25 protein-coding genes are annotated in these 26679 nt (G+C 38.2%); 13 read left to right on the plus strand and 12 right to left on the minus strand.

Features of this window, described 5'->3' with window-relative positions; all coding sequences use genetic code 11:
* Positions 1-67 precede the first annotated feature (67 nt).
* The 3 genes from CAL6303_RS21735 to CAL6303_RS30870 all read left to right on the plus strand — a co-directional run bounded on the left by CAL6303_RS21735 (position 68) and on the right by CAL6303_RS30870 (position 2832).
* Entirely contained in the window at positions 68-1156 is a 1089-nt protein-coding gene (locus CAL6303_RS21735; RefSeq protein ID WP_015199984.1) for a gluconeogenesis factor YvcK family protein, read from the plus strand.
* A 129-nt stretch (positions 1157-1285) separates the two neighbouring features.
* Positions 1286-2404 (plus strand): hypothetical protein, encoded by a 1119-nt coding sequence (locus CAL6303_RS21740; protein ID WP_041739845.1) that lies wholly within the window; start codon positions 1286-1288, stop codon positions 2402-2404.
* 68 nt (positions 2405-2472) lie between these two features.
* Positions 2473-2832, plus strand: coding sequence for a hypothetical protein (locus tag CAL6303_RS30870; RefSeq protein WP_203225935.1), 360 nt, complete (start codon positions 2473-2475; stop codon positions 2830-2832).
* Between the two features lie 148 nt (positions 2833-2980).
* Here the strand turns inward: CAL6303_RS30870 and CAL6303_RS21750 are convergent, their stop codons facing one another.
* On the minus strand, positions 2981-3895 hold the full coding sequence (locus tag CAL6303_RS21750; protein ID WP_015199985.1) for a DMT family transporter: 915 nt from the start codon (positions 3893-3895) through the stop codon (positions 2981-2983).
* Positions 3896-4262: 367 nt separating this feature from the next.
* Positions 4263-5144 carry a shikimate dehydrogenase gene (locus CAL6303_RS21755; RefSeq protein WP_041740847.1) on the minus strand — a complete coding sequence of 294 codons (882 nt, stop codon included), beginning with the start codon at positions 5142-5144 and terminating at the stop codon, positions 4263-4265.
* A 287-nt stretch (positions 5145-5431) separates the two neighbouring features.
* Here CAL6303_RS21755 and CAL6303_RS21760 point away from each other — a divergent pair, with 287 nt between their 5' ends.
* From CAL6303_RS21760 to CAL6303_RS29475, 3 genes are all read left to right on the plus strand, one after another.
* On the plus strand, positions 5432-6391 hold the full coding sequence (locus tag CAL6303_RS21760) for an alpha/beta fold hydrolase (protein WP_015199987.1): 960 nt from the start codon (positions 5432-5434) through the stop codon (positions 6389-6391).
* An 83-nt stretch (positions 6392-6474) separates the two neighbouring features.
* Entirely contained in the window at positions 6475-7311 is an 837-nt protein-coding gene (mazG, locus tag CAL6303_RS21765; protein WP_015199988.1) for a nucleoside triphosphate pyrophosphohydrolase, read from the plus strand.
* Positions 7312-7467: 156 nt separating this feature from the next.
* A complete protein-coding gene (locus tag CAL6303_RS29475) occupies positions 7468-7650 on the plus strand; it encodes a hypothetical protein (RefSeq protein WP_015199989.1) in 183 nt (60 codons plus the stop codon).
* 204 nt (positions 7651-7854) lie between these two features.
* Here CAL6303_RS29475 and CAL6303_RS21770 read toward each other — a convergent pair whose 3' ends face one another.
* The 3 genes from CAL6303_RS21770 to CAL6303_RS21780 all read right to left on the minus strand — a co-directional run bounded on the left by CAL6303_RS21770 (position 7855) and on the right by CAL6303_RS21780 (position 9610).
* Positions 7855-8358, minus strand: coding sequence for a peptidoglycan-binding domain-containing protein (locus CAL6303_RS21770; RefSeq protein ID WP_015199990.1), 504 nt, complete (start codon positions 8356-8358; stop codon positions 7855-7857).
* Between the two features lie 56 nt (positions 8359-8414).
* Positions 8415-8927 carry a peptidoglycan-binding domain-containing protein gene (locus CAL6303_RS21775; protein ID WP_015199991.1) on the minus strand — a complete coding sequence of 171 codons (513 nt, stop codon included), beginning with the start codon at positions 8925-8927 and terminating at the stop codon, positions 8415-8417.
* Between the two features lie 170 nt (positions 8928-9097).
* Positions 9098-9610, minus strand: coding sequence for a peptidoglycan-binding domain-containing protein (locus tag CAL6303_RS21780; protein WP_015199992.1), 513 nt, complete (start codon positions 9608-9610; stop codon positions 9098-9100).
* Positions 9611-10354: 744 nt separating this feature from the next.
* On the opposite strand from CAL6303_RS21780, the gene CAL6303_RS21785 reads away from it, so the two are divergent.
* Positions 10355-11662 (plus strand): glutamate-5-semialdehyde dehydrogenase, encoded by a 1308-nt coding sequence (locus tag CAL6303_RS21785; protein WP_015199993.1) that lies wholly within the window; start codon positions 10355-10357, stop codon positions 11660-11662.
* A gap of 106 nt (positions 11663-11768) precedes the next feature.
* Here the strand turns inward: CAL6303_RS21785 and CAL6303_RS21790 are convergent, their stop codons facing one another.
* The 4 genes from CAL6303_RS21790 to CAL6303_RS21805 all read right to left on the minus strand — a co-directional run bounded on the left by CAL6303_RS21790 (position 11769) and on the right by CAL6303_RS21805 (position 14471).
* Positions 11769-12074 (minus strand): type II toxin-antitoxin system RelE/ParE family toxin, encoded by a 306-nt coding sequence (locus CAL6303_RS21790; protein WP_015199994.1) that lies wholly within the window; start codon positions 12072-12074, stop codon positions 11769-11771.
* A complete protein-coding gene (locus CAL6303_RS21795) occupies positions 12071-12301 on the minus strand; it encodes an addiction module protein (RefSeq protein ID WP_015199995.1) in 231 nt (76 codons plus the stop codon). Before CAL6303_RS21795 ends, CAL6303_RS21790 begins: the two co-directional genes overlap by 4 nt.
* Before the next feature lie 277 nt (positions 12302-12578).
* Positions 12579-12893 carry a hypothetical protein gene (locus tag CAL6303_RS21800; protein WP_015199996.1) on the minus strand — a complete coding sequence of 105 codons (315 nt, stop codon included), beginning with the start codon at positions 12891-12893 and terminating at the stop codon, positions 12579-12581.
* A 243-nt stretch (positions 12894-13136) separates the two neighbouring features.
* Positions 13137-14471 carry an ATP-binding protein gene (locus CAL6303_RS21805; RefSeq protein ID WP_015199997.1) on the minus strand — a complete coding sequence of 445 codons (1335 nt, stop codon included), beginning with the start codon at positions 14469-14471 and terminating at the stop codon, positions 13137-13139.
* 959 nt (positions 14472-15430) lie between these two features.
* Here CAL6303_RS21805 and CAL6303_RS21810 point away from each other — a divergent pair.
* From CAL6303_RS21810 to CAL6303_RS21820, 3 genes are all read left to right on the plus strand, one after another.
* Positions 15431-16666 carry a phosphotransferase family protein gene (locus CAL6303_RS21810; protein WP_015199998.1) on the plus strand — a complete coding sequence of 412 codons (1236 nt, stop codon included), beginning with the start codon at positions 15431-15433 and terminating at the stop codon, positions 16664-16666.
* Between the two features lie 130 nt (positions 16667-16796).
* Positions 16797-17864 (plus strand): T3SS effector HopA1 family protein, encoded by a 1068-nt coding sequence (locus tag CAL6303_RS21815; protein WP_015199999.1) that lies wholly within the window; start codon positions 16797-16799, stop codon positions 17862-17864.
* A gap of 21 nt (positions 17865-17885) precedes the next feature.
* On the plus strand, positions 17886-18287 hold the full coding sequence (locus tag CAL6303_RS21820; protein WP_015200000.1) for an acyl-CoA thioesterase: 402 nt from the start codon (positions 17886-17888) through the stop codon (positions 18285-18287).
* 87 nt (positions 18288-18374) lie between these two features.
* Here CAL6303_RS21820 and CAL6303_RS21825 read toward each other — a convergent pair whose 3' ends face one another.
* From CAL6303_RS21825 to menA, 3 genes are read right to left on the minus strand one after another with little or no spacing between them, the layout of a single operon-like run.
* Positions 18375-19682: a 2-succinylbenzoate--CoA ligase gene (locus CAL6303_RS21825; RefSeq protein ID WP_015200001.1), complete on the minus strand. Its 1308-nt coding sequence runs from the start codon at positions 19680-19682 to the stop codon at positions 18375-18377.
* Entirely contained in the window at positions 19679-20623 is a 945-nt protein-coding gene (locus CAL6303_RS21830) for an o-succinylbenzoate synthase (protein ID WP_015200002.1), read from the minus strand. Before CAL6303_RS21830 ends, CAL6303_RS21825 begins: the two co-directional genes overlap by 4 nt.
* A gap of 13 nt (positions 20624-20636) precedes the next feature.
* A complete protein-coding gene (gene menA / locus CAL6303_RS21835) occupies positions 20637-21542 on the minus strand; it encodes a 2-carboxy-1,4-naphthoquinone phytyltransferase (RefSeq protein WP_015200003.1) in 906 nt (301 codons plus the stop codon).
* Positions 21543-21837: 295 nt separating this feature from the next.
* On the opposite strand from menA, the gene CAL6303_RS21840 reads away from it, so the two are divergent.
* The 3 genes from CAL6303_RS21840 (at position 21838) to CAL6303_RS21850 (ending at position 26678) form a co-directional block, all read left to right on the plus strand.
* Complete coding sequence (locus tag CAL6303_RS21840; protein ID WP_015200004.1) at positions 21838-23328, plus strand: isochorismate synthase MenF; 1491 nt, start codon at positions 21838-21840, stop codon at positions 23326-23328.
* Positions 23329-24020: 692 nt separating this feature from the next.
* Positions 24021-25295, plus strand: a complete 1275-nt coding sequence (locus CAL6303_RS21845) for a tellurite resistance TerB C-terminal domain-containing protein (RefSeq protein WP_015200005.1) — start codon at positions 24021-24023, stop codon at positions 25293-25295.
* 60 nt (positions 25296-25355) lie between these two features.
* Positions 25356-26678, plus strand: a complete 1323-nt coding sequence (locus CAL6303_RS21850) for an ATP-binding protein (protein ID WP_041740850.1) — start codon at positions 25356-25358, stop codon at positions 26676-26678.
* Position 26679 lies beyond the last annotated feature (1 nt).

Genomic DNA, 26679 nt, shown 5'->3' on the forward strand with positions numbered 1-26679 from the left:
GTCAATACAGCAGTAAAACACAACCCCTCACTCTTCAATTTCACTTTTTATAACAATTTACAATAGTATGTTGACTTTCAAGCCAATCAATGAGTTTATAAACATCAAAAATAACGTTGTGAGTTCAGATCAGCATTTAAAGGAAAATGCAAAAATTGTTGCTATTGGTGGTGGAACTGGCTTATCAAATATATTGAGAGGTCTGAAAAAATACAGCGACAATATCACGGCTATTGTGGCTGTAACTGATGATGGTGGTTCATCAGGAAGACTCAGACGAGAAAATGGTGTGTTACCACCGGGAGATATTCGCAGTTGTTTGGTAGCCTTAGCAGATGAAGAAAAGCCGCTGACAGAACTATTTCAATATCGGTTTGCAACAGGTGTCGGTTTGGCAGGTCACAGTTTTGGTAACTTGTTTCTAACAGCCATGAGTGAAATAGCGGGTGATTTAGAAAGAGCGATCGCATTTAGCTCTGAAGTATTATCTGTACGTGGACAGGTTTTACCAGTAACCCTGAGTGATGTCCGTCTTTGGGCAAAACTCAGCGATGGTAGAGAAATTGAAGGAGAATCAAATATCACTGCCGCAGGGGGTAAAATTAAGCAAATTGGTTGTCTCCCTGCCAACCCCCCAGCCTTACCAGCAGCCATTAAAGCCATTGAGGAAGCAGACTTAATTGTCATTGGTCCCGGCAGTCTTTATACTAGTATTATCCCTAACCTATTAGTACCTCAAATTCGAGAAGCGATCGCTAAAAGTCAAGTACCCCGGATTTATATTTGCAACATCATGACCCAACCTGGAGAAACTGATAGTTACACTGTTTCTGACCATATTCGTGCTATCGATCAAGTATGCGATCGCAAATTATTTGATGCAGTCTTAACCCATCGCGGAATTCCTTCAGTTCAAGCATTGATGCACTACGCAAACAAGAACTCTTATCCCGTAGTTGTAGATAAAGAAGAAGTGAGAACAAAGTTAGGAAGACAAATTGTCTCTGCAAATGTAATGGATGAGGATGCAAATGTGGGTTATGTTCGACATAATTATCAACATTTGGCAAATGTTTTAATGACATGGTATGACCTTAGTGTATCGGCATCATCTCCAAAAAAATCAAAATTTCAAGTTAACACCATCTCTGCTTAATTTGATTCAAAAAAATCATCATCAGAAAATAAAAAGTAAAAAGCTTTTCTGTTATTATACTTTTTACTCTATTTAAAAACTTGATTTAAAATTTACCAACGAACATTTAAACTCTAAGAATACTATCAGATGACTTTAGAATCTGAAAAGCTAATAGCTTTAATTGATGCCGTCCAGGGAATTAGTCCAGAACTTGCTGATTTTTGGCAAGCAACTGCCATTATCGAATCTTTAGGCTATACAGACGGTATTATTCTTCAAGAATTTGGCTTTCCAGATGCATTGTCTTTAGGTAAATATGTATACGAACATCATCATCCTTCTAAAATTCAACCACAAATAGCACCACATAAAAGCCTAAGGCAAAATATTTTAGAACAACTAAAAATATTTGTTTCTCAATTTTCTCGTAGTTTTCTTTATGCAGTCCCTTTACTATCCATATTACTTTTAGAATATATTCATCTGGGTAAAAGTAATGAATTACTACCACCTAAACTAGCTTCTCTGATTACCCTAGCAACAATGGCTAGTCTCACTATCAGCGGTGGATTTGTCCAAATGATTAGCCGCAGAGGAGAATTTTATCTCAATTTAGGTGAGCCAATTCAAGGTAAACGAGTTTGTTTTCCAATTCTATATTTAGGAACTTTTACTAGTATTATTTTAGGTTTGGTTGCTGTTTGGCTAGGTTTTTATCAAGGTCTTTTTCTCGATGAATATTTAATGCTAGCAGCGTTATATTATTTAGGATTAAGTTTGCTGTGGATGTTGTTGGCAGTTCTTTCTGTTCAACTACCATCAATTACGCCAGTTATTTTGATTGGCGTAGCCGCCATTTTTCTAATTTTAAAAATTTTCGCAGGGATTAATGCTTTAGAAGCCCAGATGCTAACAATGGGTATTACCTTAGCTTTTGTTGGAGGATTGATCGTATATGAATATAATAAGCACAAAAAAGCCGAACAAAAAACTAAAAATAAAGTTAAATTACCCCGCTTAAGCGCCCTAATTTACTTATTGTCTCCTTACTTTTTCTACGGCATTGCTTATTTTAGCTTTATTTTTGCCGATAGAATTATAGCTGGTTGGGCAATTGATTCAGCTTCTGGATTGATATTTGCTGTCAGTGCAAATTATCAAAAAAGTATGGATTTAGCTTTGGTCAATTTCTTAGTCCTGGTACCTGTAGTAGAATATTTAAGTTACCAATTATTAAATATTGGTATTCTAATTCTGCTAATATAACATCAGATAAAATTAAAAAATATTCTAACAAACTATTTTCTTGTTACCGCTTAGTTATTATCTCAGTTGTGGTATGTTTCACATTATTTTCATGGCTAATATTTAATGTCCTAAAGCCTAATTCTTGGGGAATAAAAGAAAATTTACTTTTAGTTTGTGGTTGTTTAGGATACTTATTTTTCGTGATTGGTTTACTGAATGCAATCTTACTATTTAGCATTAACCAGGCATTAGTAGTTGTTCAGACTATTCTTCCATCTCTGCTTTTGAATATTAGTTTGGGTTATATCCTTGCCAATGCCATTAATCCAGACTGTTCTGTAATTGGTTTAGTAAGTGGTGCAGTTATGTTTATGATGCTTTCTAGCCGAGAAGTTTTGCTGGCAATGAAACAGCCCGACTATATTTATTATCTCAGCGGTTATTAACAAATATTCACAGGGAACAGTTTACTGGTTCGTAGGCTCTGCCTCTGATCTAAACTGGAGACGGAGCCAAAGAATATGCATTCCTTGCCGGAGACAAGGAACGAGTTATATCACAGATATTGCGTGAAAATTGAACCTCTAAAAAAGGTCAAACACCTTGTTCTTTAACTAACTTAATTAAAGGTTTATCACTGTTTGCTTCAGCTTCTGAAGGTGTCTTATCTTGAGGTATTTGACTAAGAACTAGTGCAGCCAAAATCAATACAGCGCCGACTATGCCACGGGTTCCCAATTGCTCACCTAAGAGAAAATATGAGAAAATAACCGAGAATAAAGGCTCCAAAGTGTAAAGTAAAGCAGATTCATAACCCGAAACCCAACGCTGTGCTAAAGTTTGAAGCCAAATGGCAATGGCAGTTGCCACCACTGCTAGATATACAATTGGTTGCCAATGCTCCTCAATTACATTAAACTGGCTAAAAATTTGCGAGTTACTCCAAAGTGTGCCAAGTCCACCAATAAATAGAAGTTGAACACCAGTAAGCGGCAAGGTGGAGTGACGTGAAGCAACTTGCTCTAGAAATAAGATATAAACTGCATAGACAACTGCATCCACAAACATCAACAAATCACCAATTCCTAACTCCCCTCCTTCCCAAAACATTGCACCGATACCAAGCACAGCCAATCCAGATGCGAGGAAAGTTCTGAGCATCACGCGCCGACCGCTCAACAATCCCAAAAGAGGTACAATTAGTGTACTCAGGCTAGCTATAAATACTGCTCGATTTGCAGGTATAGTTCCAAGTGCAACGGTTTCAATTGCTAAGTAGAGAAAAAGTAAAAAGCCTATAGTAACCCCGTCACGGAGCAATTTTAAATTGAGATTGCGTAAATACCCAGCGAAAAACGCTGATGCGACGATAAAGCGTGCGGCGATTAACGTGCTTGGTGAAAGGCTACTAACAATATCTTTGGTTAATGGAAAAGTGGTAGCGCCAATTAAATTGACAAGGATCAGCAGTATTATCCCTTTAAAGTGTGATTTACTTTCAGTTTGCATAAGATCCTAGACAGCGCCATGTAACAACATTTTATTAAAAAACACAGATTAGGGGCAATATTGCCCGTAAAATGCGCTTGTGATTTTAATTGACTAGTGATTTTATAGACTGAACTGGTAAAATAACCTAGGCAAATGTTATGATAATATCATAAAAATTCACAAAAAGTATCATAATACTCAGTAATTATTTCAACATTGGTGATCAATAAAAGTTCAATTTATTTATCAATAGTAGAGGGGTTTAATACCCCCACTGCCTACTGCCTTCTTCAAATATGGGACAAAAAATCACCAAAACAGACTTGACCTCTCCCGTAGGCTTATAGCCGTGGGGAGTGTCAATACAAGACTTTTGCTGCTGATCTTAGTTAAATAAATGCTGTAGCAAGGTCTGACGCATGACATCAACAGGTACGGTATCTCTTTGTAGCCAAATTTTCAGAGCCGCTGCACCCTGCTGCACCAGCATTTCTAATCCATTAATGGTAGTTGCACCTACGGATGCAGCTTGCTGAAGAAATTTTGTGGGGCTAGGATTATATGTTAAATCGTAGGCGATGGGAGGATTGATGCTAGAAGCAACTGCAAACTGCTTAAACTCTTCTATAGTCAATGGCGATCGCTCAATTTGTGGATGCATACCTACTGGTGTTGTATTGACTAGTAAATTGGCTTGGGGAAGCAATTTTGGTAGCATATCCCAATGATGAACTTGTAAATTCCCTACCAAAGTTGAATTTTGCCAACTATCCCGAAATAATGCTATTTTTTCCACATCGCGTCCCACAACGTGAATTTCTCCACAACCTAATTCCGTACATCCCACAACGATAGCCCGTGCTGCCCCACCATTTCCTAAAATGACCACGCTTGTTTGACTCCAATCCCGGTTATAAGTGGTTTTTAGGGGTGAAATAAAACCAGTTACATCAGTGTTTGTCCCTACCCAGTGATGATCTTGATAAAATACCGTATTGACAGCACCAACCACTTTTGCTAAATCAGAAACCTCAGAAAGGAAGGGAATGATTGCTTGTTTGTGGGGAATTGTGACGCTAAAACCTAAAACCCCTATCGCGGCAAAACATGCGATCGCATCCCTCAAATTATGGGGTTTTATCGGGAAAGGTAAATACACATAATCCAGACCTAATGTATTAATTGCTGCATTGTGCATCAACGGTGACAGCGAATGTCCCACCGGATCACCAATTACACCTAAAAGTTTGGTAGTCCCTGTAATCATTTTCAAATAGCCCAAATGAATTTTGTCGAGACACGACATATCTCGTCTTTCTTTGTAGCTAACTTTTTTGCGATCTCTTTTGAGCCTAGACTGTTGTTTAAGAATGCTTTATTCATAAGAAAATTAACTGATTCTAGTTTCTATTTTATGACCAGCATGAAAGTCTATTGAATTGGAAGAAAAGATATTGTCTATAATTTCCATTTGCGAAATTATCAATTATCCTTCTCCCGTTTCTCCGTATATATCCTAAAATTATGAAAGATAACTTAACAAAACTTTAGAATATGCAAACTGCAATCAATCCCTCAACAACATCAATTCCTGGTCAATACTGGCAATGGCGCGGACACAATATATATTACGTCAAAGCGGGTAACAAACATGCACAACGCCCACCACTACTCTTGGTGCATGGTTTTGGTGCATCTACAGACCACTGGCGGAAAAATATCACTGGATTATCTGAAGATTTTGAAGTCTATGCCATTGATTTATTAGGCTATGGACGTTCGGCAAAGCCCAAATTACAATATTGCGGTGATTTGTGGCGCGACCAACTCTATGATTTTATTACAGAAGTAATCGGTGAAAAAGCGGTGATTGCGGGAAATTCCCTAGGTGGATATGCAAGTTTATGTCTAGCAGCACAGTTCCCTGATGCGGCGGCAGGTTTGGTATTACTAAATAGTGCTGGTCCTTTTAGTAAAAATCAATCAACTTCTGAACCAGAAGGATTACAAACCGAAATTCAGCCACCAAGCCCAGATTTAAACTTTACTAAGCAGTTACAACAGATATTTGGTGGCATTGCCAAGTGGGTTTTTCAGCAGCCTTTGACCCATTTCATCATTTTCCAATATATTCGTCAGCGTTGGGTGATTCGCCAAACTCTAGAAAAAGTTTATCTTGATAAAGGTGCGATTACAGAACAGTTAATTGAGGAAATTCATCGTCCTTCCTGTGATGAAGGTGCTTTAGATGTGTTTGCTTCGATGTTCACCACACCTCAAGGAGAAAAAGTAGATGTTCTTTTACAGCAATTAAGTTGTCCTTTGTTGCTATTGTGGGGTGAAGCTGATCCCTGGGTAAATGCTAGAGAACGTTCTCAACAGTTTCGTCGTTATTATCCAGAATTAAGCGAGTATTTCCTCAAAGCTGGGCATTGTCCCCATGATGAAGTACCAGATCAGTTAAATCCACTATTTCGAGATTGGGTTTTAAATCAGTTAACTGTTAACTGTTAACTGTGATTTAGATGTATTGTATAGAATTCAGAATCTAAGACTCTGTTCAAGCTGCTAACTGAATAACTGCTGAAGGATTACTTATGGATTTGGGCAAGCTGCCAGAAAAGACCGTTGCGTTAGGGGCATTACAGGAATTAATTGATGTTGTAGCGAAATTGCGATCGCCTGATGGAGGTTGCCCTTGGGATTTGGCACAAACTCCTGAAACTCTGACTCCCTACATCATTGAAGAAGCTTATGAAGCTGTAGATGCCATTCAACACGGAGATAAAAATGCCGTAGTTGAGGAGTTAGGTGATTTGCTGTTACAGGTTATTTTACAGGCGCAAATCGCTAGCGAACATGGTGACTTTTCCTTAAAGGAGGTGGCAGAAGGTATTAGCCAAAAGTTAATTCGTCGTCATCCCCATGTATTTGGAGATCAGAAGAATCAGGAAATTTCCATTAGCCAAGTAAAAGAAAATTGGGAAACTATTAAGGCAGCGGAAAAAGGAGAATCGGGAACAGAGATAAAATTAAGTCAAAAGCTGAGAAATTATAATAAAAAAATGCCGCCTTTAGTGGCAGCAATGAAGATTTCTCAAAAAGCGGCAGAAATCGGTTTTGAATGGAAAAATATTGAGGGTGTTTGGGAAAAATTTGAAGAAGAATTAGTTGAGTTGAGACATGCTTTAGCTTACGAAAGTTCAGCTAGGCAAGAAGAAGAATTAGGCGATTTGATTTTTGCTTTGGTACAGTTAGCCCGTTGGAATAATTTAGATCCCAGTCGGGGGTTGCAGGGTACCAGCAAAAGATTTATTGATAGATTCCAAAAAATGGAAGTCTTTGCAGAGTACCCTTTGAGTGATTATTCTTTGGATGAATTAGAAACACTATGGCAGCAAGCTAAACAGTTTTTGGCAAAGGAAGATGTTTAAGGTGACATACTCCTACACTGATGCAAGCATACAGTGTAGGCTTCTCAGCGACTCTTCTATGAAGACATTGACTGAGCTTTGTTTTAAGTCCACGAGAAGCCCCTCCGCAGACTATACAATTTCTTACCTTGTACCCTACAAATTTTACTGCCCCGGATGAGTGCTGGCTTATTCGCGCTATGGGACAACCCAATGGATATTTGTATTAATCAAGATGTGCCTACTTACTTCTATGCTGTGCAACGGAGTCGCTTACCAATAGTCGCAATGCTACTGGGCAGAGGCTTATCAGACACCAATACGGGTGAAGTCAACCAAGTTTATTATACCAAATTATGAAATACTTTGCTCATTTCCTCCATGTTCTGTCCCCTGTTCTTCCTGCGGAAGAATTTGTCCACAGAACTGTCGTCATCTCACAAGCCTACGGCACGCTACGCTACGCAATTAATCTCATCACCTCCCTTGCGGGTAGGTGAGAGGCTTCTTGCTGTTTCAGCTAAAATCCCCGACTCTTCAAATAAATCGAGGATTTGATGATAGTTAACAGAAGATATTCATGATTTTGCCGATTTCATTCCAAGTGCGATCGCCGATTACGCCATCTTCAGGTAAACCGTTGCGTTTTTGCAATGCTTTAACGGCAGTTTCTAGCTTGGAGCCAAATTCACCATCTATTTTACCTGTATAGAAGTTGCCAATGGCAAGACGTTCTTGAGCTTGTTTTACTATTTCACCTTTGCTATCTTTTTTCAAGGTAGGCATATCTACGGGTGAACCTGAGTATAATGCTCTCCAGGTTCTATTACCGACAATACCATCTCTAGTCATGAATTTGAGTGATTGGAAGTTCTTGACAGCCTCGGTTGTTTTGGCACCAAAGACACCATCGATTGATTTTTCGTCACCGTATACGCAAGCACCTTGAGCGTTGAGAGTAACGAAAACGCCATATTTTAGCAGTAATTTTTGTAGTTCTTTAACTGTGTCACCTTTGGCACCTTCTTTGAGAACTGGTTTGTTGATTTGAGTGGTTGCAGATGTCATGATTTTTAGTCCTATTAGTTATATATTTGTGCAATTTGAATAATTGAGAGAAAAATTTAACAGACAGACTCTTGAATTTTGGTGAGTTCAGTCCAAGTGCGATCGCCTATTTCCCCATCGGCTGATAATTTGGTACGCTTTTGAAAGGTTTTGACTGCGGTTTCGGTTGAGATCCCAAAGTCACCATCGATGTTTCCTTTGTAATCACCGCTAATAATTAATCGTTGTTGTACACGAGAAACTAATTCTCCTTTGCTACCTTTACGAAGTATTGGTAAGTTACCGCTGGAAACTCGGTATAATACCTGCCAAGTTACATCCCCAACAACACCATCTATTTTTAGGAATCTTTGACGCTGAAATGCTTTCACAGCGGCTTCTGTATCATCGCCAAAGACACCATCAATAAATACTTCGGGAAGTCCATAGTTACAGGTTAAAGCAAAGGCTCCAAAGTCATATAGAAGCTTTTGTAAGTCTTTGACTGCGATACCTCTTGAGCCTTTTTTAAGTGTAGGTTTATTCACTCTTTTAGTTGCGGTAAGATTTATATCGTTAGTTAATGGCATATGACTCCTGAGATTATTTTTAATAGTTGGAAATTATATTTTTGTGACAGATAAATTCCGTTGAGATTGAAACTTCATGTTAGGTTATGCTATCGTTACAACTTCACAGCTACAACGGGAGTAACTCTCGTAACGCAGTGAATCCTCAACCTAGAAAACTGATAACTGATTTAACATCCTTCACAACTACCAAAACTGAGTTTGCTCAATTCAAACCAAGTTCTTTCATTAACTACACCAGTAATTGGCAGTGAAGTCCGCTTTTGTAAGGATTTAACAGCTAATTCTGTTTTGATACCAAAGCTACCATCTATTGCATCTTCGTAGTCAAAGTTAACTAATAAACGTATTTGAATTAATTTAACTAGTTCTACATTGTTACTACCACGCTTGACTTCTGGCATATCAACAGGAGCACCTTTGTATAACGCTCTCCAAGTTTTATCGCTAACAATACCATCTGTTTTAATAAATACCCGATCTTGAAAAGCAATTACAGCCGCTTTAGTTGTTTCTCCAAAAATGCCATCAACTAAGATTTTTTCAGGCTCGTAATTACAAATTAATGTATAGGCACCATAAGTATACAAAAGCTTTTGTAGCTCTTTAACTTCTTTGCCTTGAGAACCAATTTTTAATGTTGCTTTATTGAGTTTTGTGGTGATATTAATTGTGTTAGTCATTTGAACAACTCCTAAGTTTAATTGAGGTTAATTTGAAGATTAAATAATTTAGACTTTTAAACTAGATTTATCTAGTTTTGCTTGTCTATTAATATCTACAAAACATACGTAAGTAATTTCGGAAAAGATCAAATAAACCTTGTCTATTTTGAGAACTGTAGTTTGTAACTCAATATTGTGAGTAGTCGCAGCCTTAGCTAGCCCTTCTAGCTCATACTAGTCTGCAACAAGCAGCTTTGCATCTACCTTACGATTCTTGGTAGCTTGATTCTTTGCAGGAGTGTGAGTGAAGGAAACTCCACTTTTCATGATGAGGTTTAAAATCAAATCTAGATAATAAAAATCTATTCAGGTGTTTAGAACCGCAGGACTGAGAAAATAATTAACCCCCTTGCTTTGAGTAAATAACTACCTACGGCAAGAGGGTTAACTTGGTTTTGGTTCGCAAAGACTCATTAATTGAGAATTGCCAACACATAGAGTTTTACAGTTAATTGGTTAAATATAGTGAGGCTTAAATAAGTTAGTTGTGCTACTCCACACTGTCATATAAGTTATGATGCAATTGTGGTGTGTTTTGTTCCGACAAATTAGACTACATCATCCCCTGGTACCTTTCCGGAGAGATTCAGGATTTGTGGGGGAATTTGGTAAAGTATATAGATGTGGACAATATGGGAAATACTTTAGACGCACTTTCCCTTTAACCTTATATAGTGTAAGTTTTTAATCTAAGTTCTCAATATGATTGCTACTGAAAATGATGTAAGTGCCTTAGTTGCCATCGCTAAACAAACCCGACTCGCTGCTTTGGAATTGGCTGTTTTGGGAACTGATGCCAAAAATCACGCGATCGCATCCGTCGCCAAAGCCTTAGAATTACACCAAGAGGAGATTCTCCAAGCAAATATTGCCGACTGTAATGCGGCTATTGCTGATGGTATCGCTCAACCTCTCTACAAGCGGTTACAGTTAGATCAGCATAAATTGCGAGATGCGATCGCTGGTGTGCGAGATGTGGCTAAACTTAAAGATCCTGTGGGGGAAGTGCAAATCCACCGCGAACTGGATACAGGTTTGATTTTAAAGCGCATTACTTGTCCTTTGGGGGTTTTGGGGGTCATTTTTGAAGCACGTCCCGAAGCGGCGATTCAAATAGCCGCTTTGGCAATAAAATCGGGGAATGGGGTGATTCTCAAAGGGGGAAAGGAAGCAATCCACTCCTGTGAAGCGATAGTTAAAGCGATTAAAAAAGGTTTGTCTAATACCGACGTAAATCCTGATGTGGTGCAATTACTCACCACCAGGGGAGAAACCATAGAACTATTAAAATTAGATCGCTATGTTGACTTAATTATTCCCCGTGGTTCTAATTCCTTTGTCCGGTTTGTACAGGAAAATACGCGAATTCCGGTTCTGGGACATGCAGATGGGGTATGTCATCTATATATAGATAAAGCTGCCGATATGGAGAAAGCCGTAAATGTGGCAGTGGATGCTAAAATTCAGTATCCCGCAGCTTGTAACGCTATTGAAACGCTGTTAGTTCACGCTGATATCGCCACAGTATTTTTACCACAAGTTGCCGCTACATTAGCTGCCAAAAACGTCGAATTACGAGGTGACACCGCAACCAAGCAGATATTACCAAACATTGCCACAGCTACCCCCAGCGATTGGGAAACCGAATATAGTGATTTGATTTTAGCCGTAAAAATAGTAGATTCTTGGGAAGATGCGATCGCGCATATTCGTCAATATGGTTCTAAGCATACCGAAGCTATCGTTACTGAGGATGCAGAAACAGCCAAGAATTTCCTCGCTTTAGTCAATGCAGCCGGAGTTTTCCATAACTGTTCCACCCGATTTGCCGATGGGTTTCGCTACGGTTTTGGAGCGGAAGTCGGTATTAGTACGCAACAGATGCCACCCCGTGGACCCGTTGGTTTGGAAGGTTTAGTTACCTATAAGTATCAGATGACAGGTGATGGGCATATTGTCACAGATTATACGGGGGAGAATGCCAAATCCTTTTCCCATCGGGATTTGTAGGAGAGAGTAAATATGACTATCTAAGAAAAACCCAAAGAAAACGGGTTTCACCACCACTAAATACGACTATTTACAGCACCCAAGCAACAGAAACCCGTTTTCAGCATCACATCTCAATATTCCTTTTTTGCCAGTAATTTGGTTTACGCTTACCGTGTGCAATTGCCACAACCCAAATTACCTCTTCCAGTTCTGTGTAAAAAACCAGGTAAGGAAAACGTTGAATACTGTAACGACGTATCCCGTTAATATTGTGTAAGGTTCCCAAATTAGGATTTTGCTGAATTTTTCCGAGAACTTCTTCTACCTCAGACAGGAAATCAAGTCCCAACCCTACTTTTTGCTGTTCATAGTAAGCAATTGTAGCATCAAGCTCTTTGCGAGCTTCGGTGTGGATAATGATAAACTTCACGAATACTTTGCTCGTAACTCAGAAAAAACTTGAAATGACGCTTCACCAATAGCTTTTCCACTGTGAATATCTTCTAAACGTTGGGTTAATTCATTATCCCAAGCAGCTTCTACATCAATATCTGTACCTTCATCCAAAGAATGGATTAAGAAGTAAGCAAGTTCCGCACGTTCTTGTGTAGATAGCTGGGAAAGTTCAAGTTTGAGTTTTTCGGCTGTTTCGCTCATCTTAGTTGTATTTCCCAAACAATTCTAACTTACAGCAATTTTAATCTATTTGAATCACACATAAATACAAAACCTTGTCTAGACGTTCCGGTGGAACGTCTCTGTGGTCTATTTACCTGAAAAATTGCTGTAAACCTTAACTACCTAATTTTAACTGCGTTTTTGACAGAATGGGAAGCTTGCGCTGAGAAACCAGGTTTTTACCTCTCCTCTAGAAGTTTAGAAAAACACATTAGGTTTCTCTAGCACCCTAAAAAGGATGTCACAACCCCAAGACTTACACCAAATCACGCAACTGTTCCACTATGTAATCTTCCAATTCCTGCTTTTCCCGATTACTGACGTTTTTTTGATAATTTCTTACTGTCTCCGAGACAAACTTCCGTTTTTCACTTTGTCCAGAACCAACTTTGATTCCTTGTGCTTTGAGTTTCTCTTGCAAGTCTTCCCAAGTTTTCTCTGCGACTGCTTCCCCTAATTTTACCAGAGCTTTGGGTATTAGTGTTTTGGCGCAGTTACGAAATTCTTCCTCGGTTTCCAAAGAATCCAAGTCTACATCTTTAAAATCAAGGTTAATATCAAATTTGCTCATAGTGAAATTCGGAGTATTTTAGATCGCGCAATTCTAGTTTGCCTCAATAATTGCTAATTTGCTCGGTTCCCACAACTCCAAGAAACAAATTATCCCCCTCTCCCTCTCTCCCTCACTCCCCCACTCCTTCACTCCTTCACTCCCTCCCCCTGCCTCCCTACCTCCCCTGCCTCCCTACCTCCCCTACCTCCCCTGCCTCCCTACCTCCCCTGCCTCCCTACCTCCCCTACCTCCCCTGCCTCCCTACCTCCCTACCTCCCCTGCCTCCCCCACTCCTCCCGTGGCTATATCTGCTGTAAGATAATCTATAAACTGACGGGCAGTTCTTCCCGAACGTCCATTGTGTCTAGTTGCCCATTGGAGTGCTTTAAATTCTAAATCTTCGTAGGCAATCTCAATTCCTGCTTCTGCTGCCAAATGATAGATAATTCCTAAGTATGTATCTTGGTCGGCAGGAGAAAATGTTAAAGTTAGACCGAAGCGATCGCTAAATGATAACTTCTCTTGTATTGTGTCCCAAGCGTGGACTTCATCATTATCTTTCGGTGCGGGACGATCAGCAAAGTATTCTCGAATTAGGTGACGACGGTTTGATGTGGCGTACACTACAACATTACGCGATCGCGCTGTCAAATTTCCCTCTAAAACTACTTTCAATGCTTTAAAAGCATCGTCGTCTTCCTCAAAGGATAAATCATCGACGAAAATAATAAATTTTTGTGGTGCAGAACGTAATTTTTCAACGATTTGTGGTAAGTCTTTCAACTCAGATTTTCCCACTTCCAACAACCGCAACCCATCTTTCCCATATTCATTCAACAAAGCTTTGACTAAGGAAGATTTCCCAGAACCTCGACTTCCATAAAGTAATACATGCAATGCAGCTTCCCCTGCTAGGAGAAACTCAGTATTTTTCTGTAAAGCGGCTTTTTGGGATTCGTAACCCACCAATTCATCTAATTTAATCCCATCAAAATGCTGAATTCCCTCCAGATTTTCCCCATTCCACCGCAGCGCTTGATATTGGGCAAATAACCCAACACCATATTTCTGGTAAAAAGCTGCCAAGTCTTCGGTAATATCAATCCAATTTTCCGACTGCTGAAATTTCCCCATTAAGGATGCTTCGTGAGGTACATCTGTGTTTGCTTCCTCTAAATACCAAACGATGGGAGACACAGGTAAATTTATTGCATTTTGTACCCACATACTCAAAACAGCACAATTACATTCACTCAAATTTTGCAATATGTGTAAATCATGGTGAACTGCGGCAATTAGGCTTGATGGGAGATTGCTAAATGATTGCTTTTGTGCCTGGTAAGAAAAAGGATTCTCTCTCCGCAGAATTTCGGTGATGAGATAATTTTCCCAGTTTTGATTGTGTGCTGCTAATAAGTGAAAATAATTACCATAAGCCTGTAGGCATGATTGGACATCAACTTCTGCGTAACGTATAGCTTGCAACAGTTCAACAAAGGCTTTACCTACTTTTTGTGTCAATACTGATTGATAAAGCAACAAGGAAGCAGCTTGATTTTGAGTAAGTAGTACCTGGGAAATTGTCTGACTGTCCATCACTTAATATTCAACATCTATGGTTAAATTGCGGCTAAACCCCTATGGCTTATTGTCTAGACTCAGGTGCCAAAGGTCAAGTAGGAATATTTGAGGGCATTAAATCTTCAGTTTTGCGAATATATTCCCATTTTCGATAACTCACTGCTTAGGAACGATCTGTAATTTTTGTTCACATATTAAAGGATAGTTATGAAGTTATCTCGGTTTGAGCGGTTATTTTAATATTTTTTTCGTGACGAAATAAAAAAAGTTGTAAAAGCTACAGAAAACTTTGATTTTGTTAGAATGTAAAGATTGTAATCTAAGTACCACAAGCTTTTGTAAGAAAATTATGAAACAAGTAGTCATAATTAACTACGTATGTCAGGAAATGCTAGAATTTACTTTCCTTACATGGAGACACTGAATATAGTTACACATACCCATGCCATTATTCCAAAGTAAATGTTTATCATTTTTAAGGGTAGATTTTCGTAAAGAAATCTGTGACTTATCCGGAATCGGAAGCAAACTTTATGTACTTTGGATCTGTTGGCTAAATTTATGAATGATTTTAATCAGTATTTATCATGAGAAAGTAGGTGAAAAAATTAATCAATAATTAATCGCAATTAGCATCAAGACAGCAGGGATTATTTTCAAAAATTTTCTATTATTTCGGCAATAGTATTTTGGAAAATAGCTGTGATTTTCAAGATAATTACTGGTGAAAATATCCAGCATACCTTCAGGAAATAGATATTTGGAGGCTGAGGAGTTTAGAATATATTTTTAATATAAAGTGAACCATTAAATGCCATTTTGGCAAGATTAAATTGTCAAAATAAGATATCAGTAGATAGTCAAAATCATGGTGAGTATTTATATTAAGTTGCTATCTACCCTATTGCGATCATTCCAAGTCAGTTAATCAGATAGTCAATTTTTAAGTAATCATAGGATTTAGGGAATAATACATGGATTTATTACTGTCTTCTCACAACGTTATTCAGTACCTGCAAGAATCAGGTCTGTGTAGCACAGAAGATAGCGCTGACGCTGATTCTGAGTTGCCACACAGTTATAACAATCGAAATTTATTGGTGACTCTAGCTGGAAAAAGTCAACTGCTAGTTAAGCAAAAAAAGTATTTTGAATCTGATGTAACTATCCATGATTTTTTTAATGAGTGGCTATTATATCAACTGCTGAATAATTTTCCCGTTTTGGGAAATATTCCAGCAATTGCTTCATCATTAGTGCATTTCGATGAAGCAAATTCAATTTTGGTGCATAGTTATTTAAGCGAATACGAAGAACTTGGGTATACATATCAAAAAAACGGTTACTTTCCCACTGCGATAGCCACTGCAATTGGTAGTAACTTAGCAGCTTTGCATCGCATTACCTACAATCAGCGGGAATACCGTAATTTTATGTCGAGTTCTCCTGATGGAGGAATTCGTTATCAGCTTCATAATCCTGCCCAAGGAATAAGTATTATTACTCCAGAAATTTTTGGTAAAGTTCCTAAATCAGCTTTAGAATTTTACTTACGTAATCAGCGTTATGAAAACCTAGAAGCAGCAATTGCGGATTTAGCCTACGAATGGAATCCTAACTGTTTAACCCACAATGATTTACAGTTACAGAATATCCTCATCCATTCCCGGTGGCAGCAATTAGATAACCCAGTCGTCAGATTCATTGATTGGGAAGCTTGTACGTGGGGGGATCCTGCTTTTGACTTAGGGACTACAATAGCTAGTTATTTACGGGTTTGGCTAAATAGCTTGGTGGTAGATTCCACCTTGGGGTTAGAAGAATCCTTAAATTTAGCGATGATTCCTATATCTTGCCTACAGCCTTCAATTTTGGCATTGATTCGGGGATATGTGGATGCATTCCCTCAAATTTTGGAATACCATCAAGATTTTGTTTCCAGGGTGGTGCAATTTGCGGGGTTAGCTTTAATTAATCACTTAGAAGTGAAAATAAAGTATCAGCAGCACTTTGAGATTTCTGGTATTTCCATGTTGGAAGTTGCGAGAAAGCTAATTATTATGCCACAACAATCAGCTTTAACAGTATTTGGGATTGAGGAGTCAGAAGTGTTACCCACCCTAAGTAAATTTGAACAGGATTCAGAAACTGCACCTCAGCAGAATTTGCTGCGAATTTATTATGAAAAAACCCGTTTGCGGGGTTGTTAAATCAGTTAGCAGTTAGCAGCTACCAGTTAAAAGTTGCCACGGTTTTAGACTGAGGACTTTGACTGATAACAGGTAAATGTGGGGCATATTTTTGTGTCTCATAGTCTTCGTGTCTCCTTTTTAGACTATTATGCAAAACACAACAAATATCCCTGCAATCTTACATGCGATCGCGTCCGAGATCAAAATCGAGTCAAATTTTTCACTTCAGCATCCCCAATACCAACCTTTCACCCTTTCACCAGAAGTTACAGAAAGGTTTAGGCAAAATTCCCAAGAGTTACAAGCTAAATTTTCCAAATTGATTTTACGTAACTTCATTTACGGAATTTACTTCAACGCATCCCTAAAATCATTTTTCAGCAATTCCAGTAAATCCTCCAACAGCATCTATCCACTCCACCAAAACTTAGAAAATCATTCCCTCCATGGAATCGATGGGGAATTTTACGAAGCATTGCACAGCCACAACCATGGTACAGGTTATTTCGATCCCGATTGGCAGGTATTACGAAGAGAACCTGATGGAAGTTTAGCAGTAATCAAAAGTGGCTTAACAATGTATGCTGAAACAGACCATCATCTCGAAGCCAGCTTACCACAAGCTAAACGTGGGGATTTAATACCAGTCCTCCTACCCAAAAACCGTCTTCAAAATGGATTTTACATTGCCATCGGCAACTGTGGACAACAAAAGCGAGAAGTAGGGCAGATATATTTTAACCTTTCATCTGCAGGTGCGATCGCACTCACGGATTTACTGACACTTCAACTCAACACCGCCAAAATCCCCTTTAGTTTACAGATACTCAGTCATCCAGCAGCCTTTGGACGTTATGATGCAGTGACACTTCACTTTGAAAAACCCCACTATCCAAACATCCACACAATATTAGAAACCATCTACCCAGAAATCCAACCATACTTATACACAGATATTCCCCTATTTAGTAAAAATTTAGCACCAGGAATCGGCTTAGTCGAAGAACCCATCCACAAACCCATACCCCAAGAAAGCTTTGGAATGAATCGTTGTCAAATTTTAGCGATCGCGCTTTTCGAGGCATGGCAAAAAGGTATAATTACCCCAGAAGAAAAAATCCGTCTGATTCAACACCACCTAAACGAATGGAGCGTAAACTTAGAATATCCCTACCTTAACCCCAACTCCGAAGACATATACACAACAATAATTTAAAATGTTTTAGTTAAACCCTTAATGGCATTCACCCATCAATACACAATTAGATTTTCAGATACAGATGCAGCAGGAGTAGTATACTTTGCCAACGTCCTCAACTTTTGCCACGAAGCCTACGAAGAATCATTAACAGCATCAGGAATTAACCTCAAACAATTCTTCAGCAACCCAGAAATAGCCATTCCCATTACCCATACAACCGTAGACTTTTATCGTCCCATGTATTGCGGCGACAAAATCGGTATAGAACTCACACCCCAGCAACTAGACATCAACAGATTTGAAATCACTTATCAAATCACATCCCCCCAAAGCATCATCAGCATTGCCACCACCAAACACATCTGTATCAACCCCATCACCCGCAGCAAAATCGAACTTCCCCAACAAATCAGTAACTGGATACAAACCACCTCCTAAACCCCTCTCCCTCCTCTCTTCCTCTCCCTACTCTCTTCCTCTCCCTCCTCTCTGCGTAACTCCGCGCTTCCTCCGCGCCACTCTGCGTTAAAATATTTTATTATCCTCCACCATCTCCACCACCAAACGACGATTCACCTTCCCCCCCTCATTCCGTGGTAAACTCGACACAGCCACCCAAAACTTCGGCACCTTAAAGCGACTCAACCTCAACATTCCCGCCAAACCCGAACAATCAGTAAACTTCGGCACATAGACAGCCGTAACCACCTCACCCCAATACCCATCAGCAACCCCCACCACACAAACATCCAGTACCATTCCTGTATTCCTGATAGCAGCTTCCACCTCACCAGCAAAAACATTTTCACCACCAGTAATAATTTTATCGCTGTCACGACCAACAACAGTTAAATAACCCTCTGCATCCAAGCAACCCAAATCATCAACCTGTAAATAATCATTAACTTTTCCCCCACTAAAATCATATTCATGGTAGTAACCCAGCATTAAAGAAGAAGCTGAAACTCGGAGACTTCCCCCTTGATTTACTATCACCGATGCATGAGGTAAAATTTGACCACAACCAACTTTCCCCCTTAAAAAATCCTCTGGTTTCATTGTCACAATTTGGGAAGCAGTTTCCGTCATCCCATAAGTTGGTGCTAATCTAATTTGGTAAAACCTGGCTTTTTCCAGTATCTCATCCCATGCGGGCGCGCCACCCAATAATACAGTTTTAAATTGACGTAACCAACCAATACCTTCCGAACTTTCCAACAATCTTTGTAACTGCGTGGGGACTAAAGAAGTAAAAAAATCCATATTAGGAACTTGGTAACTCACAACTTCCTTAAAAGGTACAACTAGCAACTTTCCCCTAGTGATAAATACACGCAAAAACTGCATCAACCCACTAACGTGATACAAAGGTAAAACGCATACAGAATTAACCTGACAAATCTGGAAAAACTCTCCAAAACCCTTAACAGAAGAACTTAAAGTTTCCCAAGTATGCACCGCGAACTTAATATTTCCCGAAGTTCCACCAGTGGGAATCATAATTAAAGGTGTATGATGGGAAAAATTGGAAGATTGAGAAACAGATTTAACGGAATAATTGATATCCCCAAAAATTACATCTGGTTGCACCAAATCCAAAACATATTCCCATTCACTTTCACCCCAATCAGGATTACATAAAAACAGATGGGATTTAGCCGCACAAACACCAATAAAACTCGCTAAAAATTTCCAAGGTTCCCTTTCACAAATAATTACCTTCTTTGGAATATCAGCACTCAACTGAGAATATACTTCCTCAGCTACAACCTGATATTCCTCAAGCAAATTATCCTGAAGAAAACCTCTAAACTCAGTCAAAAGTTCCATCATACATTTTCTTGAAAACTATTTGGCAGGCGAAGTCCCCCAAATGTTTCCGTAGTAAACCAGTGATTCACACCAAAACCCACCGCATATCCTGGATGAGACAACTCCCCCGCTAACTGCAACGCAGCTTTTCTTCCCACACTGGTTTCAAACACTGAAGAAAACACCACATCAAGGGGATTTTCCCTCAAAAATCGCCGTAATCGAGATGGAGAACCAATAATTCCCGGCTTAATTACAAAAATACCGCGCCAACCGCCTTCATAGCAACTAGCTAAATCACGGAGTGAAGCCACTGATTCATCCAACGCGATCGCGCTACAATAGCAACGGCTTAACCCTAAAGTTTTTTCAAATTCCCAGACTGGAAGCGGTTGTTCAATAAACTCAATTTTACCTAATAAAGCTTCACATCTTTCCAACCAGATACTTGCTGCATCATAACTCAAACCCCCATTTGCATCGAGTCGCAATTTGGCAGTCTTTGGTAAGGTTTCGATAAGTAAATCCAGAATTTCTAACTCTTCCTCAACCTCACCCACAGCAATTTTCCACTTCCAGGTATCATATTTCTCCAACCCTTCTCCAACTGATAGCGCAGCTTTTCCAGTTGGTAACAACCCGCAAAACTTCAAATTAGCAGCTTCTTTTTCATCAAATAAAGCAGATTCAAACCCAAATTGACAAGCGGGTAATTCATCTGGGATAGCATAAATCATCTCCATTGTAATTTGACTTGGCAACTGTTGACAAAAACTCAAAGCTGCTGACAAACTTTCTGAACCAAACCAAGGAATTGGGGCAATTTCACCATTATATTCTTTACCCGTATCATCCGCCAAATGGATAATTATTCCCTCCCGCAACTCCCAACTTCCATGACTTGTTTTTAAAGGGGATGAAAAACTTCGGGAATATTCAGAAAAACTAAATTTATAAGACATCTGGAAAGTCTTCTTAAACAACAAACCCCAAACCAAACAACAAGCAGCACCAAAAATGTACCGCAACCGCAATAAACTTAGAATTACTCACCCTATCCGGTTGCTGATGATATTGTTGAACATGACGACACAACTTCACGGCAAACGGTACACTTACCCAACTTAATAACGTCCAAATTGGGAAATATCCCAACACCACAAACATCAAACTCAAAACATAAATACTAATAGTTGCCAAAATCAGAACCTGTGAACCCCTAGCAGTTCCCAACCTGACAATCGGTGAATACTTGCCAGCAGCTAAATCATCCTCAACTTGATGAAAATGAGAGCAAAATAAAATTAAACTTGTGGCAATTCCCACAATAATTGAAGCTACCAAACTACCAACCGAAAAACTTTGAACCTGACTATAATATGCTGCACTAACAGCCAAAGGACCAAAGGCAAAAAAACAGAGAATCTCTCCCAAGCCTTGATATCCTAGCCTAAAAGGAGGACCCTGATAAACATAACCCAAACAGCAACATAACAAAATCATCACCATCACAGTTAAATCTTGTTGCCACCAGGTAATCATCAATATTCCCAGCAAACCCAAAAATAAAGATAAATTTCCTAACCAATAAATCAAAGACTTATTACCAGTGATGTTTACCAAAGAATGATGTTTGTTTTCATCAATCCCTGTTTCCGCATCAAAAACATCATTACTGAAATTTTCCCAGATCAAAATTAAAATTGCCGACCCTAAAAATACACTAAAAGTTAGACTTTGAAACACTTTTGTTTCGGCGTAAGCTACCATAGATCCTACCCAAATCGGCATAATAGCTACACTGTACATTGGTGGCTTCATTGCCGCCATCCATAACTTCTTATTCTGGTTTTCAGGATATGTAATCAGCTTTATAGTCATCCTAATCAACTTTTAATTATGAAAAATTTTTTGCCTTGGATCGCCAGATAAAAATATATCTTGATGACTTTAGTAAAATGCACATCAAATAATACATTTTTTAATCATTGTTCATATATAAAATTTGCCAATCTATGATAAGTAACTCCTAAAAATCCCGATTCAGATCAACAGTTACACTACAACATAAACTTTACGCTGGTGAAATAGTAGCAGTTTATGTTACCTGTAGAAATACGACCCTGATCACTCTTTAGGAAGATAACTTCAAAAAAGTTTACTATTTTTTAGATCCATGACAGTTTCTCCATGTTACTCAGGCTTTTTTGTCCATAGTAAAGAAATATATCAATTTTTCTTAGCTGTTAAGGAAAAATGTATCCGTAATAACTGCACACAAATCGCTAGTGTTTCACTAGAAATTGACTGTGTTGATCCACTCCTAGTCTTGGATAAATTGACACATCCCAATCAGTTAAACTTTTATTGGGAAAATCAAAGTCAAAAAGAAGCAATAGCAGCAATTGATGCTGTAGCAAAACTAGAAGTTGCTGGAAAATCCAGATTTCAGGCTGCTGAATCCTTTATTGAGCAGTGCCAAAAAAACGTCATTCAATTTTGCGGTACAAGCCATAATTCTAAAAAACCATACTTTTTTTGCAGTTTCAGCTTTTTTGATGAAAATTTACAAACCAATTACCCATTTCCCAATGCCACAGTCTTTCTCCCACGTTGGCAAATAGTAGTTAAAGATCAGCATTGCCTGTTAATTGCCAACACCATCATCCATGGAGATACAAACGTTCAAAAAATCTTAAATGATTTGCATCATCAAGTAGAAGCAATCGAAGCCTTAAAAAGCCATGTACCATATAGTCAAATTTTGCAACCGCATTTTCGCCATGAAGTAGTTACCAAACCACAAGCCTTTAAAGACTCAATTATCTCAGCATTAGAATCAATTCATGCCAATCAATTTACGAAAATTGTTTTAGCAAATGCCCTTGACATTTTTGCAACTACAAATATCAACTTATTCCATTCCCTATACAATCTGCGAGAAAATCATTCTAACTGCTATATTTTCTCTACAAGTAATGGTAAAGGACAAAACTTCATTGGTGCCAGTCCCGAACGTTTAATTACCATTAACAATCAAAATCTCCTAACCGATGCATTAGCTGGAAGTGCACCAAGGGGTAAAACACCCATTGAAGATACCATAAATGCTAACAGTCTACTTAACAGCGAAAAAGAGCGCCATGAGCATTCCCTAGTTTTAGATTTTATTACACAACGTCTTTCCAGCCTAGGCTTATCACCACAAATTATGTCCCCAAGATTAAGACAATTATCAAATATTCAACACCTATGGACACCCATCCAAGCAACTGTCCCCAATCATATCCACCCCTTAAAAATTATTTCCCAACTCCATCCCACCCCAGCAGTTGCAGGTGTCTCCCGCGACATTGCCTGTGTAGAGATTCGACGTTATGAAAACTTCGAGAGAGGTTTGTATGCAGCACCCCTGGGATGGGTAGATACTGACGGCAATTGTGAGTTTATCGTTGGAATTAGATCCGCATTGATTGAATGCGATACCAACCCTGCGGGTAGGCACGGAGTGACTTCCAAAGCTACTTCAAACCGGAATGAAAATGGTTGTCAAAAACATCGCGCACGGTTGTATGCTGGTGCTGGGATTGTTGCAGGTTCTGATCCTGACCGAGAACTAGCAGAAATTCAACTCAAACTCCAAGCTTTACTCAATGCACTTGTCTAAGTATAATCCAGTTAGCAAAAACTGAAATACTTAGTACTCAGCAATATTTATTACTTGTAAATAGTGTAAGATAGCGTAAATCAACTTACGATTCAATGCTGTGAAAAAGCTTATACAAGAGTCTGTACTAGTCTTAAGAAAATAATTGATCCCAAACTATTTACCCTTGTGACAATTTCCAGTACATTGTTATACACCAATGCCAACCGTGAAATTATTTCCAATCATGTGCTAACGTTATATTCCATAACCGTAATCACCTATCTCATACTCAAAGTAAAAAATAACACATGCTATTGCGAATTAGTAATATTTAGCTCTTTACATAATAGCCAACTGATGAGGTCAATAAAAAAATCTCAAAATCTCATTAACTAAGCCAAACTTTATGGTTGTGTTTTATTCAGGACTTACGCAAGTGTCGTAATCAGTGCTTGATGGGTGATACCAGAAGCTTTATTGCTAGGTTTATAATCAATCTAAGTATCAGACACCCTACAAAAAAATATCCCAGTTGGGTAAGTCATACTATTATTAAAAAGCTGTTCCATAAAATTTATTAGTTATTTTACCCCAGGAGTAATATCCCCAAAAACAAAATTAAGGTCTTTTGAGATAAATCCATACCGAAATTAGAGAAAATTCTTAATCAATTGCGATTCTGACAATTTGCATAGAAAAAGTACAACAATATGCAATCAAGAACAACCGAAAATAGAATCAGTTTAGCTTTAATATCCTTTATTAGTAGTTTTGGTCTGAGTTGTCTATTTCACTGGAACATTAACCAAGCTTTCTCGAACGCAATTATTGCTGTAATTGCCACCTATGCAGCAGTCTTAATTGTTGACAAACGCCATCGAAATCAAGAAATGCTGGTGTTAGATTCACTGAACTATCGAATTAAAGAACTTGAAGGATTAAAGCATCACTTTCTTGGTGAAGTACATCAATTAGAAAATCATCATCATTTACTGCTTCAGGAGTCAAACAAATTACAAAATCAAGTTGCTGAATGTCGAAATACTCGTGATAGCCTCAATCGTGAGTTGAGTACTTATAGTGGTCAAAAAAAGCAGTTAGAAGCAAGTATCAACAGAATTCAAGTTGAAATTGAAAACCTTGAACGTAGTAAAGCCGAACTAAATAAGAACTTCTCTAATCTTTCGTTAGAAAAACGTCGTTTAGAAAGTAATACGAATACATTACGCATAGAAACGAATCAATTACAAAGTATTATTCATAAACTTTCAGAGGAGAAAACAGAAATTGAGAATAATTTAGTGCTTTTAGAAAGACTCAAACCATCCTTAGAAGAAAAACTGTATGAACTTAGGGTGGATATTCAGGAATTAGAGTCTCAAGTAAATTATCAGAGTGATTTATTATTAGTAAAAAATACTGAATATGATAATGTTCTATTAAAATTTAATGAAATTCAACAGCAAACTATTCATCAAGAGACTGAATTTCAAAAGATTAAAGATCAAATTAATCTTTTAGAAATAGAGCGTGATACACTACAAAATCAAGTTTGGGAGTTAATTCAACAAGAGGAAATTAATTTCCCTGAAGAATCAGGTATAGTTAATCAGAATCAGAAAGATACAGATGTCTTTCCTTTCTCTGATTTTATGTTGACAATTGATGGCACCATTGAAAGGAGCGAGAATGAATTATTAGATGAATGGTTTGATTTAATTGAAACATTAACTTCTCCTCAATTTCAAGCGCTAGAAAGCATTTTAGAAGAGCAAAATCCCTATCCACGCATCAAAAAAATTGCCGAAGATAATATTACAATGCCAAATATTTTAATTGACTCAATTAACGAACAAGCCCAAGAAACAATTGGCGAAATTATTATTGATACTAATGCTGATTTACCCTTGATTTATCCGGAATATAGATTCAAACTTCAGCAATTGATTGAAACTCATCAAAAAAATATGACTCAAAACGGCTGACTCAATTAAATTGTGCTCCATGCTTGTAAAATAATGTGAGCAATGACCAAGGTCAACCAAATGGCAAAAGCAAAACTATCAAAAAAAATATCTACTGCATTGATAAATTCTCTAGGTGCGGGAGTAGTACCAAGAGAAGGAATTGAACATATCGCAGTTGGTAGAGAACAGGAACTTACAAGTTTATCAAAAAATCTTGAAGACATAGCCGAAGGAGTATCTGCATTTCGTTTTGTGATTGGTAATTATGGTTCTGGGAAAAGCTTTTTACTTCAGCTAATGCGAAATCGGGCTATGGAACAAGGCTTTGTAGTTGCAGATGCTGATTTATCATCAGAAAGACGATTAGCAGGAACTAATAATGAAGGACTCGCAACCTACCGGGAATTAATGAGTCACCTTGCGACAAAAACCCGTCCAGATGGTAATTCTTTAGTTTCAATTTTAGAAGGATGGATCAACAAAATTCAACAAGAAGTTGCTAAAAATAGTGGAATGCGTCCTAACGATGAAGGCTTTGATGATGCAGTTGAAGCCAGAATCCGTGAAGTCATTCAACAAATTGAAGACTTGGTTCATGGATTCGATTTTGGGAATGTGATTACTGCTTATTGGCGTGGTTATCGACAGGATGATGAAAATTTAAAAAGTGCATCCTTAAGATGGCTAAGGGGAGAATTTTCTACGAAAACAGATGCTAAACAAGCTTTAGGTGTTCGTGTAATTATTGATGATGAAACTTGGTATGACTATGTTAAACTCATTGCCAAATTTGTTGCTGAAATAGGCTATAAAGGCTTGCTTATAATTTTAGATGAAGCTGTACATCTCTACCAAACTCCTGCGAAAGTTACCAGAGAAAAAAATTATAATAAATTATTGGGTATATTCAACGATACAATGCAATGTAAAGCTGAAAATCTTGGTGTTTTTATTGGGGGAACAACAAAGTTTTTGGAAGATGAAAATCGAGGACTTTTTTCTGATCCAGCGTGGCGTAGACGTACTAAGGAAAGTCGCTTTGTTAGTCAATCTGGTGTTCAAGAACAAATGGGACCAGTGGTACGTCTGACTCCGTTGAATGAGAAAGAAATACTTAGTTTGTTAGAAAGATTAACTGAAATTCATAGTTCTAATTATGGTTATAATTCGAGTTTAGTAGCTCGTAATTATAAAGGATTTATCCAGGAAGTGACATCTCGTTTAGGTGCAGAGGCACTGCTAACACCTGGTGAAATCATTCGTGACTTTATCAGTATTTTAAATGTTATTTATAATAATCCAGAAATTAAGTTTGACGAGATGATTCGTAGTGATAAATTTAAGCCGACAAATGTTAATTCAGATTCGGAAGGTGATGATATTGAAGAATTTAGTTTATAAG

The organism is Calothrix sp. PCC 6303 (assembly GCF_000317435.1).
Lineage (GTDB): Bacteria > Cyanobacteriota > Cyanobacteriia > Cyanobacteriales > Nostocaceae > PCC-6303.